Source organism: Lysinibacillus sp. EB271-A1-10B (assembly GCF_058791335.1).
Genome location: NZ_JBYTDL010000005.1, coordinates 206537 through 221454, shown reverse-complemented (window position 1 = coordinate 221454; position 14918 = coordinate 206537). Strand labels below are relative to the sequence as shown.

Sequence of the window (14918 nt, the reverse complement as noted above, 5' to 3'; positions counted from 1 at the left end):
TCCTATGGGGATGGGACGATTCAAATGAAATGAAATGCAACGGGACAACGTACAGGGGTGACATTATAGATGCATTTACAATTTACAGATGAACAAATAATGATGCGTGATATGGTTCGTGATTTTGCTCAGGATAAAATTGAACCGTGGGTAGAACGTATGGAAGCAGGAGAGTTTCCACGTGAACTCCTTGCGCAAATGGGAGAATTAGGTTTAATGGGGATTACAACGCCTGAGGAATTAGGCGGCTCAGCGATGGATTTCACATCGTACATAATTGCAATCAATGAACTATCAAAGGTTAGCGCAGTAATGGGTGTTATTTTATCCGTGCATACTTCGGTTGGAACAAACCCTATCATTTATTTCGGCAACGATGAACAGAAGAAACGCTATGTTCCAAGGCTTGCCGCGGGTGAATATTTAGGGGCATTTTGTTTAACAGAGTCTAGCGCTGGTTCTGACGCTGGCTCTTTACAATCCAAAGCGGTGCGAGATGGTGATGAATATGTCATCAACGGCTCCAAGGTGTTTATTACAAACGGTGGAGAAGCAGATGTTTATATTGTCTTTGCTTCAACGAACCCTGCTGAAAAAACACGTGGTATTTCAGCATTTATTGTTGAAAAAGGAACACCAGGCTTAATCATAGGTAAAGATGAACATAAAATGGGCTTACACGGCTCACGTACAGTTCAACTAACATTCGACAACTGTCGCATTCCAGCCGCAAACCTTCTTGGGGAGGAAGGGGAAGGCTTTAAAATTGCAATGGCTAACTTAGACGTTGGACGTATTGGAATCGCAGCTCAATCTCTAGGCATTGCCGAAGCGGCGCTAGAGGCAGCTACTGCGTATGCAAAAGAACGTGTCCAATTTGGAAAGCCTATTGCAGTGCAACAAGGGGTTGGCTTCAAGCTTGCTGATATGGCAACTGCCGTAGAGTCAGCAAAGTTACTAGTCTTTCGAGCAGCAGATTTACGCACAAAAGGGTTGCCATGCGGAGCCGAGGCCTCGATGGCGAAACTTTTTGCCTCTCGTACAGCCGTGCAAACAGCGATAGACGCTATACAAATTTTTGGTGGCTATGGCTATACAAAAGACTATCCTGTAGAACGTTATTTCCGAGATGCAAAGGTGACAGAAATATACGAAGGTACAAGCGAAATTCAAAAGCTAGTCATTAGTAAACATTTACTTAAATAAAGTCTGATGTTATTGCGAAGTTGATTTTTCAAGGATGGTTGGCGATTGCACAGGGAAGACCGTTAATCCCGAGAAATATCATCACATATAGAAATCAACAAAACTGAGTCTAACGAAAAAGGGGAAATGGACAATGAACTTTCAATTAACAGAAGAGCATGAGCAATTACGTGAAATGATTCGTGATTTTGCTATCAATGAAGTAGCACCAACAGCAGCTGAACGTGACGAGAACGAAGAGTTTGACCGTGCAATTTTCGATAAAATGGCAGAGCTAGGCTTAACGGGTATTCCATGGCCAGAAGAATACGGCGGTGCAGGCTTTGATTATCTTGCATATGTCATTGCGGTAGAAGAATTATCACGTGTATGTGCTTCAACAGGGGTAACTTTATCAGCACATACTTCACTTGCGGGTTGGCCGATCTTTAAATTCGGTAATGAAGAACAAAAACAAAAATACCTTCGTCCAATGGCAGAAGGTAAACATATCGGTGCATACGGCTTAACGGAGCCAGGATCAGGTTCGGATGCTGGTGGCATGAAAACATATGCAAAACGTGATGGCGATGATTATATTATAAACGGTTCGAAAATCTTCATTACGAACGGTGGAGTAGCAGATACATATGTTGTATTTGCGGTAACAGATCCAGAAGCTAAACATGGCACATCTGCTTTTATCGTTGAAGCAGGCTTTGAAGGCTTCTCGGTAGGAAAGAAGGAGAAAAAGCTAGGTATTCGTTCATCTCCTACAACTGAAATTATTTTTGATAACTGTCGCGTTCCGAAAGAAAACCTGCTTGGAGCTGAGGGAGAAGGCTTCAAAATTGCGATGACAACACTAGATGGAGGACGTAATGGTATTGCCGCACAAGCTCTAGGTATTGCCCAAGGCGCATTGGATGCAGCGGTTGAATACGGTAAAGAGCGTGTGCAATTTGGTAAGCCGATTACTGCCAACCAAGGTGTATCCTTTAAGCTTGCAGATATGGCAACTCAAATTGAAGCATCTCGACTGCTTACATACCAAGCGGCTTGGTTAGAATCAAATGGTCTACCTTATGGTAAGGCGTCAGCAATGGCAAAATTAATGGCTGGGGATACGGCGATGAGTGTAACGACTGAGGCGGTTCAAGTCTTTGGTGGATATGGTTATACGAAGGATTATCCAGTTGAACGCTTCATGCGTGATGCAAAAATTACACAAATTTACGAAGGTACACAAGAGATTCAACGACTTGTTATCTCTCGTATGTTGACAAAGTAACGTATGACAGAAAAAGATAAAAGACCCCAAGTACAGTCAACAGTAAAAGATGAAAATCTCATCGCCATTCGTCGAGAACAGATGATAGAGGGAGCCATTAGATTATTTAAAGAAAAAGGGTTTCACCGTGCCACAACGAGAGAAATCGCAAAAGCTGCAGGCTTTAGTATCGGAACATTATATGAATATATTCGGACGAAGGAAGACGTCCTTTACCTTGTATGTGATAGTATTTATCACCATGCGATGGGGCGACTTTCAAGTTTTGAGATTAAGGCAGGAACGATTGAAGAGCTAAAGGAAATGATTCGAGAGTATTTCTTGCAAATTGATAGTTTGGTTGATGAGCTGACAATCATGTACCAGGAAACTAAATCGCTGTCGAAAGAAGCACAACGCTATGTATTTAGTAAAGAGTTTGAAATGGTTGCTACTTTTGAGCGATTACTAAAACGCTGTGTGCAGTCAGGTGAAATAACGATGACAGATAAACAAATTCACTTAGCAGCAAATAATTTAGTCGTTTCTGGACAAAGTTGGGCATTCCGTAAATGGGCGCTCCATCGTCAGCACTCGATTGACGAATTTATTGAAATGCAAATAACACTGTTCATTTCAGGCATAAAGGGGTTCTAATAAGTTCTGTAAAGGGGTTGTCGGTAATTGCATAGAGCGACATTGCAATTACCGATTTTTTTTATGATTAGAAAGCTGTTTCATTACACAAAGGGTTAATTGATTAAGGGGAGAAAGTGGGGATTTCATATGACAAAGGTAGAAGTATATCGTCCAAAAAATCACGTACGTTTTGTTACAGCATCAAGTCTATTTGATGGACATGATGCTTCGGTTAACATTATACGACGTATTTTACAATCGAGCGGTGTAGAGGTAATCCATTTAGGACATAACCGCTCCGTGGAAGAAGTCGTAAATGCTGCGATCCAAGAGGATGCGCAAGGTATTGCGGTATCATCTTATCAAGGCGGACATATGGAATACTTTAAATATATGTATGATTTGCTGCGTGAAAAAGGGGCGCCACATATTAAAATTTATGGTGGTGGCGGTGGTGTTATTTTACCGCGTGAAATTAAAGAGCTACATGCTTACGGGATTGCTGGGATTTTCTCACCAGAGGATGGGCGTGTTTTAGGATTACAAGGGATGATTAATGAGAAAATTAAAGGAACTGATTTCCCGACTGCTATAGGTAGCTATCAAGAAAAGCTGGATGCTCTATCGACAGAAACACCTGAAATTTTAGCAAACTTATTAACTGCGGCTGAGTCGAATGATGATGAAGAAACGAAAAAGATGCTAGCGGAAGCTCGCAAACGCTCAAAAGGAACGCCTGTAATAGGTATTACTGGAACAGGTGGTGCAGGTAAATCTTCCTTAACAGATGAATTAATTCGTCGTTTCTTGAAAGAGTTTCCGGATAAGCGCGTAGCTATTCTGTCTGTCGATCCGACAAAGCAAAAGACAGGCGGCGCTTTACTTGGTGACCGAATTCGTATGAATGCGATTTTCAATAATCGCGTATATATGCGTAGTTTAGCAACTCGTGGATCTCGTACAGAGCTTACTGCTTCCATTGGGGACGTGCTAGATGTAACGCGTGTAGCGGGCTATGATTTAATCATCGTTGAAACAAGTGGTATTGGTCAGGGTGACGCGGAAATTACAAAATACACTGATCTATCTATGTATGTAATGACAAGTGAATTTGGTGCGCCTACACAGCTTGAGAAAATTGACATGATTGATTTTGCGGATGTGATTGCCATCAATAAATTTGAACGCAAAGGCTCTGAGGATGCACTACGTCAAGTGCAGAAGCAATATCAACGTTCACGAGAGCTTTGGGATGAATCACTGGATAATATGCCTGTGTACGGTACGATTGCTAGTCAATTTAATGACAAAGGAACGAATGCTTTATTTGCTGCATTAGTAAATATCATTAATACGAAGACAGGTAGTCATTGGGAGACGGGCTATGAGCAATTTGCGAAAACGCAAAAGCAAGATGTGATTATTCCAAACGACCGTCGTTATTATTTACGAGAACTCACGGACACTGTGCGTGGCTATCATAAAAAATCAGAGCAACAGGTGGAATTTGCTCGCCGTCTATTCCAATTAGAGGGATCTATTGAAACGATTAAGGAAAAGGCGCCAAATGATGCATTAATCGCATCTCTTACTTCTTTAGCGGAAGGTGTTAGAGATGAATTAACGGCTGAATCTAAACGTATTTTAGATAATTGGCATGCTTTAAAAGAAGCGTATGCTGGAGATGAATTAGTAACGAAAGTTCGAGATAAGGAAATTCGAACAATTTTAAAGACAATGAGTTTATCTGGTACGAAAATTCCTAAAGTTGCCTTGCCAAAATTCGTAGATTATGGTGAAATTTTACGCTGGGTTTATAAAGAAAATGTACCTGGTGAATTCCCATATACAGCTGGGGTATTCCAATTTAAACGTGAAGGGGAAGATCCGAAGCGACAATTTGCTGGCGAAGGAACGCCTGAGCGTACGAATAAACGATTCCATTATTTATCGAAGGATGATGATGCGAAACGTTTATCAACAGCATTTGATTCGGTAACGCTATATGGTGAAGATCCAGATTACCGACCTGATATTTATGGGAAGGTTGGAGAGTCGGGTGTTTCTATTTGTACGTTAGAGGATATGAAAAAGCTATATGCAGGCTTTGATTTATGTGCACCATCAACTTCTGTATCGATGACAATTAACGGTCCAGCACCGGTTATTTTGGCAATGTTCATGAATACGGCTATTGATCAGCAAGTGAAACTACGTGAGAAAGAACTGGGTCGACCTTTAACAGTTGAAGAATTTACGGAGACGCGCGAGAAAACATTACAGGTTGTACGCGGAACCGTGCAAGCAGATATTTTAAAGGAAGATCAAGGGCAAAATACATGTATATTCTCAACAGAGTTTGCGTTACGTATGATGGGAGATATTCAGCAATACTTTATCGATCATAAAGTTCGTAATTATTATTCTGTATCTATTTCTGGTTACCATATTGCTGAAGCTGGTGCGAACCCAATTTCACAGTTGGCCTTTACATTAGCAAATGGCTTTACGTATGTAGAATATTATTTAAGTCGAGGAATGAATATTGACGACTTTGCGCCAAATCTATCATTCTTCTTCTCTAATGGACTTGATCCAGAGTACACAGTTATTGGACGCGTAGCTCGCCGTATTTGGGCAATTGTTATGCGTGATAAGTACGGCGCCAATGAACGAGCGCAAAAATTAAAATATCATATTCAAACATCTGGACGTAGTTTGCATGCGCAGGAGATTGACTTTAATGATATCCGCACAACGTTACAAGCGTTAATGGCATTACAGGATAACTGTAATTCATTGCATACGAATGCATATGATGAGGCTATTACAACGCCTACGGAAGAATCTGTACGTCGTGCGATGGCTATTCAAATGATTATTACGAAGGAACATGGCTTAGCAAAAAACGAAAACCCATTACAAGGAGCGTTTATCGTAGAAGAGTTAACAGATCTTGTAGAAGAAGCGGTACTAGAAGAGTTTGATCGTATCAATGATCGTGGTGGCGTACTAGGTGCAATGGAAACACAATATCAACGTGGTAAGATTCAAGAGGAATCTATGCACTACGAGATGCTAAAGCATTCAGGTGAGTTACCAATCATTGGTGTAAACACATACTTAAATCCGAATCCGCCTTCTGAAGATGAAATTAACAATATGGAAATTGCGCGTGCATCGACGGAAGAAAAAGAGACGCAAATTCGTAATTTACAAGCCTTCTGGAAGCAACATGAAGGCGAGAACGCAGCGGCACTTGCCCGATTACAACAAGTAGCTGTAAACAACGGTAATATTTTCGCGGAGCTTATGGAAACCGTAAAAGTCGCTAGCTTAGGGCAAATCACGAATGCTTTATACGAGGTAGGCGGACAATATCGTCGTAATATGTAATGATCGTTAACGTTTATTCTATTTTGTACAAAATGTTTGTATAGTTTTAAGTGCCTAGTCTTAGGATTAGGCACTTCTTTTTATTTCCGTTATAATAGAAATGTAAAAAAAAGGGGAGACGCAATAGATGATGAAATCGGCTATTAACTACATCATTATTTTAGCTTTGGTGGTAGGAGTTATTTTCCTGTATGATAAGCAAATTGGCGCTGTTCCTTTACTATTATTATCTGTCTATTTGTTTTACTTGGGGATAAAAAAGATGCGTGATATAAAAAACAGTAATTGAAGCTAGCAATGAGGATAATACTTTGTATATAATGGGTATTATGCTTATGATGGGAAGTTACTTTTGTGCGGCCTTTTTTTGCTGCGCTCCGAAAATAAAGCTATATAAATTTTAAAACGTCCAATGTGATGAGAGAAAGGAAGTGCACGAATGAATTTTCGTGAAATGACAAAAGAACAATTAGCGGAAGAATCGTTAATTAACTTAGCTTATGCAATTTTAAATGAAAAACGTGCCTCAGTGTCTTATAACGACTTATTAACAATAATGCAAGAGCTTGTGGGCTATAGTGATGAAGAAATAAAAGCTCGCCTACTACAATTTTACACTGATTTAAATGTAGATGGCCGCTTCTTATTTAATCAAGAAACAGGCTGGGGCTTACGTGAATGGTATAAAGTTGAACAGATTGAAGAAGAAACAGCTCCATCTGTTAAAACGCATAAGAAAAAATCTAAAGCAGCCCTTGAGGATGAAGAAGATTTAGAAGAAGATTTAGAAGAAGAAGATATTGACTTTGATGAAGATTATGAAGAATTCGTTGAAGAAGATCTAGACGAAGATGAAGAAGACGAAGCAGATGATAAAGAAGATATCGACTTTGATGAAGATGATTTAGAGGACATTGATGAAGAAATCGATGAGGACTTTGTCGATGAAGATGAAGATGAAGATGAATTTGAAGAAGAGGAAGAAGCCTAAGATAATTACTCTTTGAAATTTTCTTTCTTTTATCCTTGTAGTAAAAAATCTTGACTTCTATCACGGTTACGTTTAGTCTTTTACTTGGGCTCCTTATTAAAGGAGAAAGACCGTGTATGTAATACGCTCCCCCTGCAAACCTATGCAGGAGGAGCGTTTTTTTTATTTTTTAACTTTATTCAATCAAGTTCTCCCATGTTTATAATGACGGAATGAATAGTAAGGCGCTAAATTATTCATGATGTATAGTAAGCGGTGATTGAATATATGTTAAAACTTTTTAAAAGGAAAGTAGAAAAGAGATAGAAACGATTACAGCTTCGAATCGACTACATATTTGTAGGCATTCTCGGCTTTTCTTATTTTAGGGATGAGAAATATTTATTTTCTTAGCCTGTCAAAACATTGGCATCAATGCTTAGAATCAGCATGTGGCGTGAATGTACTTTTCTTACTAGCAATTTCTAGTACAACATAAGGAGGAATTTTTTCATGACAAAGTATATTTTTGTAACAGGTGGGGTTGTGTCTTCACTTGGAAAAGGGATTGTAGCAGCATCTCTAGGTCGTTTATTAAAAAATCGCGGATTAGAAGTGACGATTCAAAAATTTGACCCATATATCAATATTGACCCAGGTACAATGAGTCCTTATCAACATGGTGAGGTATTCGTAACAGATGATGGCGCAGAAGCTGACTTAGACTTAGGTCACTACGAACGTTTCATTGATATTAACCTAGGAAAACATTCTACAGTGACATCAGGTCGTGTTTATCAGTCTGTATTACAAAAAGAACGCCGTGGCGATTACAACGGTGGAACAGTACAAGTAATTCCTCACATTACAAATGAAATCAAAGATCGTATTCAACGCGCTGGTCGCGAAACTAACGCAGACGTAGTTATTACAGAAGTAGGCGGAACAGTTGGGGATATTGAATCATTACCATTCCTTGAAGCAATTCGCCAAATGAAAACGAACTTAGGCCATAACAACGTAATGTACGTTCATTGTACGCTTATCCCTTACATTAAAGCTGCAGGTGAGCTTAAAACAAAACCAACTCAGCATTCTGTAAAAGAATTACGTTCTTTAGGTATTCAACCAAATATTATCGTTGTACGCACAGAGCAAGAAGTGCCACAAGATATGAAAGAAAAACTAGCTTTATTCTGTGATGTACAGCCACACGAAATTATTGAATCTCGTGATGCAGAGCATTTATATGAAGTACCTTTAAACCTTCATGCACAAGATATTGATGATATCGTACTTGACCATTTTGGCATTGAAGCACCAGAAGCGGATATGGAAGAATGGCGCGAACTTGTAGCAAAAGTGAAGAGCTTACCAAATAAACGAAAAGTAGCATTAGTAGGTAAATATGTAGAACTACAAGATGCTTACATTTCTGTTGTAGAGGCATTAAAACATGCAGGCTATGCATTTAATTCTGATATTGAGATTGACTGGATTAATGCGGAGCATGTAGAGGCTGACAATGTTGCTACGCTTTTAAAAGGTGCTGACGCTATTTTAGTTCCAGGTGGTTTCGGCGATCGTGGAGTTGAAGGTAAAATTTTAGCGACACAATATGCTCGCGAAAATAATGTACCATTCTTAGGTATTTGCTTAGGTATGCAACTAGCAACAGTAGAATTTGCTCGTAACGTACTTGGTTTACAAGGCGCGCATTCTACAGAGCTAGATTCACAAACGCAATACCCAATTATTGACTTCTTACCAGATCAAAACGACAGTGTAGACATCGGTGGTACATTACGTTTAGGTTTATATCCATGTAAATTAAAAGAAGGCTCAAAGGCAAGCCAAGCGTATGGTCAAGAGCTTGTTTATGAGCGTCACCGTCATCGTTATGAATTTAACAATGAATATCGTGAAGCGATGGAAGCAGAAGGTCTTGTCTTCTCAGGTACAAGCCCTGACGGTAAATTAGTGGAAATTATCGAGTTACCAGAAAATAATTTCTTCGTAGCATGCCAATTCCACCCAGAATTAGTATCACGTCCAAACCGTCCACAGCCATTGTTCCGTGATTTTATCGGAGCAACATTTAAATAATACAAAAAAGAGTTGTCTCACTTGCTGAGACAACTCTTTTTTTAGCTCTTCGGCAAAACGAGGAGTTGATTTCCGTTCCGGCTGGGCGCTTTCCTGGGGGCGTCCGATGAGCCGCTTCACTCGCATCGCTCGCTCCAGGGTCTCATCTGTGACGCTAATCCCCAAGGAGTCGCCCAGCCTCCACTCCAATCAACACTTCACATTGTATGTCTCTTCTGCTGGCAAGGCACTTTAATATATTAAATTAAACTTCAGCAATAATGTTTATTCTGTGCGACAGCAACAGCAGTTTTAAATCGAATCACTGTTATAAGTCTTTTCCGTTTGATTATAGTTAGTAGCATTAGAGTTCACTTTTGAAATGCAAAAATTTTAAAGCTTTTGTTGATTTGTGTTAAAGGCTACTTGATACTTGCCGACAGGAAAGCTAATAGCATAGAACGGAAATCATCCTTATTTAAAACGCCACAATATTTAAAAGAATTCCTTGACCATTTTGTTTTTCAACATTAATAAAAAGAGTTGTCTCTAACACTGAGACAACTCTTTTTATAGATTCCTTTATAGCTCTTCGTCATCAAGACCAAGCATTTCATCATACGCAATTTTTACGGCTTCATAAACAAAAAGGGCAGCAATAGCGTGTGGCACAACTATGCGATCTCCTAAATCGTTTGGTAATAAACCACCTCGCATGCGTGTCGAAATATACGTATACGCTAAATCTGCTAGTGGATTTTCGGCATTAGCTACTTCGCTAGCAACGGCTGCAAATGGAATAAACTGATTATTTAATTGCTGTGCTAATGCTAATGCATCCTCATCGTGTACGTTACGTGTAAAAATGCATACACGATCCGCTTCTGTGATCATTGTATCTTTTGTCCAAGGGACTAACTTCGTAAAACGTTCCACAGCTTGAAATGCATTTAATTCGACAACTTGCATTTCGCCAAAGCATGCGAAATAGACATTACCTTCACTAATACCCGCCTGTGCAAGTAATCGCGCTGTTTCTTCAATTGCTTCCTCTTCATTTTGTGTTATTCTTTGTAATAATCCACTTAGTTGTGTTGTTAATATTTTTGACATGGTCCCACCTCAATCAATATTATAGGTTTGAAAAGAGCATAAAGCAAAAGTAGATAATTTATAATAATAGAAGGTATTAATAGGTTAAAGGAGAATATTACATAATAGAGAGAATTTTACGTAAAAATAATAACTAAAAAAAGGGCGGAATGAAATGTGAAACGAGTACTAATTGTCGATGATCAACCAGGAATTCGTTTACTTTTAAATGAAGTGTTGAAAAAAGAAGGTTACGGTACATATTTAGCTGCAAATGGTATGGAAGCACTGAAGTATGCTGCGGAAGAGGAAATAGATTGTGTCCTGCTAGACATGAAAATCCCGGGAATGGATGGCATAGAAATTTTAAAGCACTTAAAAGAGCGATGGCCACAACTTCCGGTTTTCATGATGACAGCATATGGTGAATTGGACGTTGTACAGGAGGCATTAGATTTAGGAGCCATTCGATATTTTACTAAGCCTTTTGATATTTTTGAAGTGCGTGATGAGGTTAATAAAATAGTAAACGTTTAGATGAACAGGCAGTGGTCAACACCGCCTGTTTTTCTTGGTTATTATAGAGGTTTTCTACCATTTTACTATTATTTTGCTTCCACAATAAATGACTCATCACCATAACGAGGGGTTGATTTCCGTCCGACTGTGCGCTTTGTTGCTGTCGCTTTGCTTTCGCACAGTTAAAACATTTGTTGCTGTCGCTTCGCTTTCGCACAGAGCAAAGCTTCCAAAGAGCGTCCGATGAGCTTCTTTTATTTTTCTGCAGTGCAGCGTAATGATAGCAACAAAAATCTTTAATGAGCTGCAGTTTTAAGGTTTATCGAGAAATTTTGATTGTTTATCGACCAACTTTATCGATTTATCGACCAAATTTTTTATTTATCACCCAAATTTTTTATTTTATCGACCAACTTTCGAAAAATATCGACATCTACCTTCTTGGAACACAATCTGACCTTACTAGGGCTTTGAACCTTCGTTTCGTTGCACTGCACGCTGCCGCTTCGCTTTCGCGTAGAAAATAACAGCCCCTGCTTTTCAGGGGCTGTTATTTTTGCTATGATTAAATAGCATATTTATGTAGAAAGAATAGTCCTAAGAGGAGGATTTTTAGTATGGCATTAGTATCTATGAAAGAGATGTTAATTAAAGCAAAAGCAGAAGGTTATGCGGTTGGTCAGTTCAACATCAACAACCTTGAGTGGACTCAAGCAATTTTACAAGCAGCTGAAGAGGAAAAATCTCCAGTTATTCTAGGCGTTTCTGAAGGTGCAGGAAAATATATGGGCGGATTTATTTCCGTTGTACACATGGTAAAAGGTTTAATGGAATCTTATGGCACTACGGTACCTGTAGCTATTCACCTTGACCATGGTTCAAGCTTTGAAAAATGTAAAGAAGCTATTGATGCAGGCTTTACTTCTGTAATGATCGATGCTTCTCATCATCCATTTGAGGAAAATGTTGCGACTACTTCAAAAGTAGTTGAGTACGCTCATTCGAAAGGTGTTTCTGTTGAAGCTGAGCTTGGCACAGTAGGTGGTGACGAGGATGGCGTAATCGGTGGTATTATGTACGCTGATCCAGAAGAATGCCGTAAAATGGTTGAAATGACTGATATCGACTGTTTAGCACCAGCACTTGGCTCTGTACATGGTCCTTATAAAGGAGAACCAAACTTAGGCTTTAAAGAAATGGAAGAAATCTCAAACTTAGCAGACCTTCCATTAGTATTACATGGTGGTACAGGTATCCCAACAAAAGATATTCAACGCTCAATTTCATTAGGTACAGCAAAAATTAACGTCAATACTGAAAATCAAATTGCTGCTACAAAAGTAATTCGTGAAGTTCTTGATAACGATAAAGTTGTTTATGATCCTCGTAAATTCCTTGCACCAGCACGTGAAGCGATTAAAGCGACAGTTATTGGGAAAATCCGTGAATTTGGTAGTGCACAAAAAGCATAATTTTAGTATCTAATACGCAAAAAAAACAGAGATGAATACACATAATAAGAGAAGTGTTGATGTTGTTATCGACCTTCTCTTGTTTTTGAAATAAAAAATTTTTGGCAAAAATTTAAATAATAGGCTTATCACCAAAAGTGGTATAGTAAATTGATTGCCGTTCCAACTGATGGGTCCTAAGAAAGCGCCCAGTCAGAACGGAAATCAACTTCAAGTAGGATGATGAGTCAAAATAGTGATTAGGAGGAAAAAATAATGAAATTTTTTATAGATACAGCAAACTTTGAAGAGATTAAAGAAGCACACGCATGGGGTATTTTATCAGGTGTTACAACAAACCCATCATTAGTTGCAAAAGAAGAGAATGTTTCTTTCCATGATCGACTTCGTGAAATCTCAGAGCTTGTAGATGGCTCAGTGAGTGGGGAAGTAATCTCTCTAGATGCAGCAGGTATGATTAAAGAAGGCTTAGAATTGGCTGAAATTGCTCCGAATATTACAGTTAAACTGCCAATGACTCCAGCTGGTTTAGAGGCATGTCGCTTCTTTGCAGACAAAGGTATTAAAACGAACGTAACATTAATTTTTAGTGCCAACCAAGCATTAATGGCTGCTCGTGCAGGTGCTACATATGTATCACCATTTATCGGTCGTTTAGATGATATGGGTCAAAACGGTGTAGAACTAATTGAAACGATTGCAGATATTTTTACAATCCATAATATCGATACGCAAATTATTGCTGCATCAATTCGTCATCCGCAACACGTAACAGCTGCAGCACTTGCAGGTGCACATATTTCGACTACTCCATTTAAAGTATTAAAGCAACTTTTCAATCATCCACTAACGGAAAAAGGAATTGAAGGATTTTTAGCGGATTGGAATAAGAGAAAAGGCGAATAATAAGATTATATAGTGAGCCAATTGCAGAAAAATTACTTTCCAATCATGAGGGAGAACGCGAAATGGATGTTTATAAAATTACAGGCGAAAATCGCCTACAGGGTACAATAAAAGTTAGTGGTGCAAAAAATAGTGCAGTCGCCTTAATTCCAGCATCAATTTTGGCGAACTCTCCAGTGACAATTGGAGGGTTACCAGAAATTTCTGATGCGTGGACGTTAAAGGCATTATTAGAGGAAATCGGTGGAGAAGTGTCATTTGAGGATGGCATAATGACAATTGATCCAACGGAAATGATTGCTTTACCATTACCGAACGGCAACGTGAAAAAACTTCGTGCTTCCTATTACTTAATGGGAGCCATGCTTGGTCGCTTTAAAAAAGCTGTGATTGGTTTACCGGGAGGCTGCTTCTTAGGGCCGCGTCCTATTGACCAACATATTAAAGGCTTTGAGGCATTGGGTGCGAAAGTTACGAATGAGCATGGAGCGATTTATTTACGTGCTGATGAATTAATTGGTGCCAAAATATTTTTAGACGTTGCCAGTGTGGGAGCAACCATTAATATTATGTTAGCTGCTGTTCTTGCAAAAGGACGTACGGTTATTGAAAATGCAGCAAAAGAACCAGAGATTATTGATGTAGCAACTCTTCTCACTAACATGGGAGCTAATATTAAAGGTGCGGGTACTAGTGTTATCCGTATTGAAGGCGTAGAGGAGCTTCATGGTACGGAGCATACGATTATTCCAGATCGTATTGAAGCTGCTACGTTTATGATAATGGCTGCCGCTTTAGGTGAAGGCATTACCATCGATAATGTTATTCCATTGCATTTAGAGGCGATTATTGCAAAGCTTCGTGAAATGGGTGTAAAAATCGAAATTGATGAAGAAAGTATTTTTGTACCCAAAACAGACCTATCCACATTGCAGGCCGTTGATGTGAAAACATTAGTGTATCCAGGGTTCCCGACTGATATTCAGCAACCACTTTCTGTATTAATGTCTCAAGCATTTGGTTCCTCAAAGATAACAGATACGATTTATTCAGCTCGATTTAAGCATATTGATGAACTTCGTCGTATGAATGCCATTGCACGCGTTGAAGGAAATACAGCTATTATTACAGGCCCAAATAAACTACAAGGTTCAACTGTAACAGCTACAGACCTTCGTGCTGGTGCTGCATTAGTATTAGCAGGGCTTTTAGCTGAAGGTGAAACAGAAATTCACGATATCTATCATATTGAGCGTGGGTATAGCTCACTTATTGAGAAATTACGTGATTTAGGCGCTGATATTCGACGTGAAACAATAATGGCACGCGTAGCAGAGACAAAGGAATAATGAGAGCTAAAAGTTTTGAACTAACTATGTTACAA

The 14918-nt window shown here is 39.1% G+C and carries 12 protein-coding genes; 11 read left to right on the top strand and 1 reads right to left on the bottom strand.

Annotated features, from left to right (window positions below; translation table 11 throughout):
- Nucleotides 1-69 precede the first annotated feature (69 nt).
- From AC3WSK_RS09880 to pyrG, 7 genes are all read left to right on the top strand, one after another.
- A complete protein-coding gene (locus AC3WSK_RS09880) occupies nt 70-1206 on the top strand; it encodes an acyl-CoA dehydrogenase (RefSeq protein WP_427481646.1) in 1137 nt (378 codons plus the stop codon).
- 133 nt (nt 1207-1339) lie between these two features.
- Nucleotides 1340-2476, top strand: coding sequence for an acyl-CoA dehydrogenase (locus tag AC3WSK_RS09875; protein ID WP_079559376.1), 1137 nt, complete (start codon nt 1340-1342; stop codon nt 2474-2476).
- A 3-nt stretch (nt 2477-2479) separates the two neighbouring features.
- Entirely contained in the window at nt 2480-3112 is a 633-nt protein-coding gene (locus tag AC3WSK_RS09870; RefSeq protein ID WP_079559377.1) for a TetR/AcrR family transcriptional regulator, read from the top strand.
- A 129-nt stretch (nt 3113-3241) separates the two neighbouring features.
- Nucleotides 3242-6490, top strand: a complete 3249-nt coding sequence (gene icmF, locus AC3WSK_RS09865; RefSeq protein ID WP_079559378.1) for a fused isobutyryl-CoA mutase/GTPase IcmF — start codon at nt 3242-3244, stop codon at nt 6488-6490.
- Nucleotides 6491-6617: 127 nt separating this feature from the next.
- Nucleotides 6618-6779 (top strand): hypothetical protein, encoded by a 162-nt coding sequence (locus AC3WSK_RS09860; RefSeq protein WP_170938864.1) that lies wholly within the window; start codon nt 6618-6620, stop codon nt 6777-6779.
- A 150-nt stretch (nt 6780-6929) separates the two neighbouring features.
- Nucleotides 6930-7481, top strand: a complete 552-nt coding sequence (gene rpoE, locus AC3WSK_RS09855; protein WP_427481649.1) for a DNA-directed RNA polymerase subunit delta — start codon at nt 6930-6932, stop codon at nt 7479-7481.
- 492 nt (nt 7482-7973) lie between these two features.
- Nucleotides 7974-9566, top strand: a complete 1593-nt coding sequence (pyrG, locus tag AC3WSK_RS09850) for a CTP synthase (RefSeq protein ID WP_079559380.1) — start codon at nt 7974-7976, stop codon at nt 9564-9566.
- A 561-nt stretch (nt 9567-10127) separates the two neighbouring features.
- Here pyrG and AC3WSK_RS09845 read toward each other — a convergent pair.
- Nucleotides 10128-10658 carry a DUF2529 family protein gene (locus tag AC3WSK_RS09845; protein ID WP_427481652.1) on the bottom strand — a complete coding sequence of 177 codons (531 nt, stop codon included), beginning with the start codon at nt 10656-10658 and terminating at the stop codon, nt 10128-10130.
- A 156-nt stretch (nt 10659-10814) separates the two neighbouring features.
- On the opposite strand from AC3WSK_RS09845, the gene AC3WSK_RS09840 reads away from it, so the two are divergent.
- The 4 genes from AC3WSK_RS09840 (at nt 10815) to murA (ending at nt 14883) form a co-directional block, all read left to right on the top strand.
- Nucleotides 10815-11174: a response regulator gene (locus AC3WSK_RS09840; RefSeq protein WP_427481653.1), complete on the top strand. Its 360-nt coding sequence runs from the start codon at nt 10815-10817 to the stop codon at nt 11172-11174.
- 599 nt (nt 11175-11773) lie between these two features.
- Nucleotides 11774-12628 (top strand): class II fructose-bisphosphate aldolase, encoded by an 855-nt coding sequence (locus AC3WSK_RS09835; RefSeq protein ID WP_079559383.1) that lies wholly within the window; start codon nt 11774-11776, stop codon nt 12626-12628.
- A gap of 255 nt (nt 12629-12883) precedes the next feature.
- Nucleotides 12884-13534, top strand: coding sequence for a fructose-6-phosphate aldolase (gene fsa, locus AC3WSK_RS09830; protein ID WP_079559384.1), 651 nt, complete (start codon nt 12884-12886; stop codon nt 13532-13534).
- Between the two features lie 62 nt (nt 13535-13596).
- A complete protein-coding gene (gene murA / locus AC3WSK_RS09825; RefSeq protein ID WP_079559385.1) occupies nt 13597-14883 on the top strand; it encodes a UDP-N-acetylglucosamine 1-carboxyvinyltransferase in 1287 nt (428 codons plus the stop codon).
- The last annotated feature ends 35 nt before the right edge of the window (nt 14884-14918 follow it).

Bases quoted from the DNA above. Each gene is read 5' to 3' on its own strand.
- AC3WSK_RS09880 (WP_427481646.1), top strand. From the start codon at position 70: ATGCATTTACAATTTACAGATGAACAAATAATGATGCGTGATATGGTT.
- AC3WSK_RS09875 (WP_079559376.1), top strand. From the start codon at position 1,340: ATGAACTTTCAATTAACAGAAGAGCATGAGCAATTACGTGAAATGATT.
- AC3WSK_RS09870 (WP_079559377.1), top strand. From the start codon at position 2,480: ATGACAGAAAAAGATAAAAGACCCCAAGTACAGTCAACAGTAAAAGAT.
- icmF (WP_079559378.1), top strand. From the start codon at position 3,242: ATGACAAAGGTAGAAGTATATCGTCCAAAAAATCACGTACGTTTTGTT.
- AC3WSK_RS09860 (WP_170938864.1), top strand. From the start codon at position 6,618: ATGATGAAATCGGCTATTAACTACATCATTATTTTAGCTTTGGTGGTA.
- rpoE (WP_427481649.1), top strand. From the start codon at position 6,930: ATGAATTTTCGTGAAATGACAAAAGAACAATTAGCGGAAGAATCGTTA.
- pyrG (WP_079559380.1), top strand. From the start codon at position 7,974: ATGACAAAGTATATTTTTGTAACAGGTGGGGTTGTGTCTTCACTTGGA.
- AC3WSK_RS09845 (WP_427481652.1), bottom strand. From the start codon at position 10,658: ATGTCAAAAATATTAACAACACAACTAAGTGGATTATTACAAAGAATA.
- AC3WSK_RS09835 (WP_079559383.1), top strand. From the start codon at position 11,774: ATGGCATTAGTATCTATGAAAGAGATGTTAATTAAAGCAAAAGCAGAA.
- fsa (WP_079559384.1), top strand. From the start codon at position 12,884: ATGAAATTTTTTATAGATACAGCAAACTTTGAAGAGATTAAAGAAGCA.
- murA (WP_079559385.1), top strand. From the start codon at position 13,597: ATGGATGTTTATAAAATTACAGGCGAAAATCGCCTACAGGGTACAATA.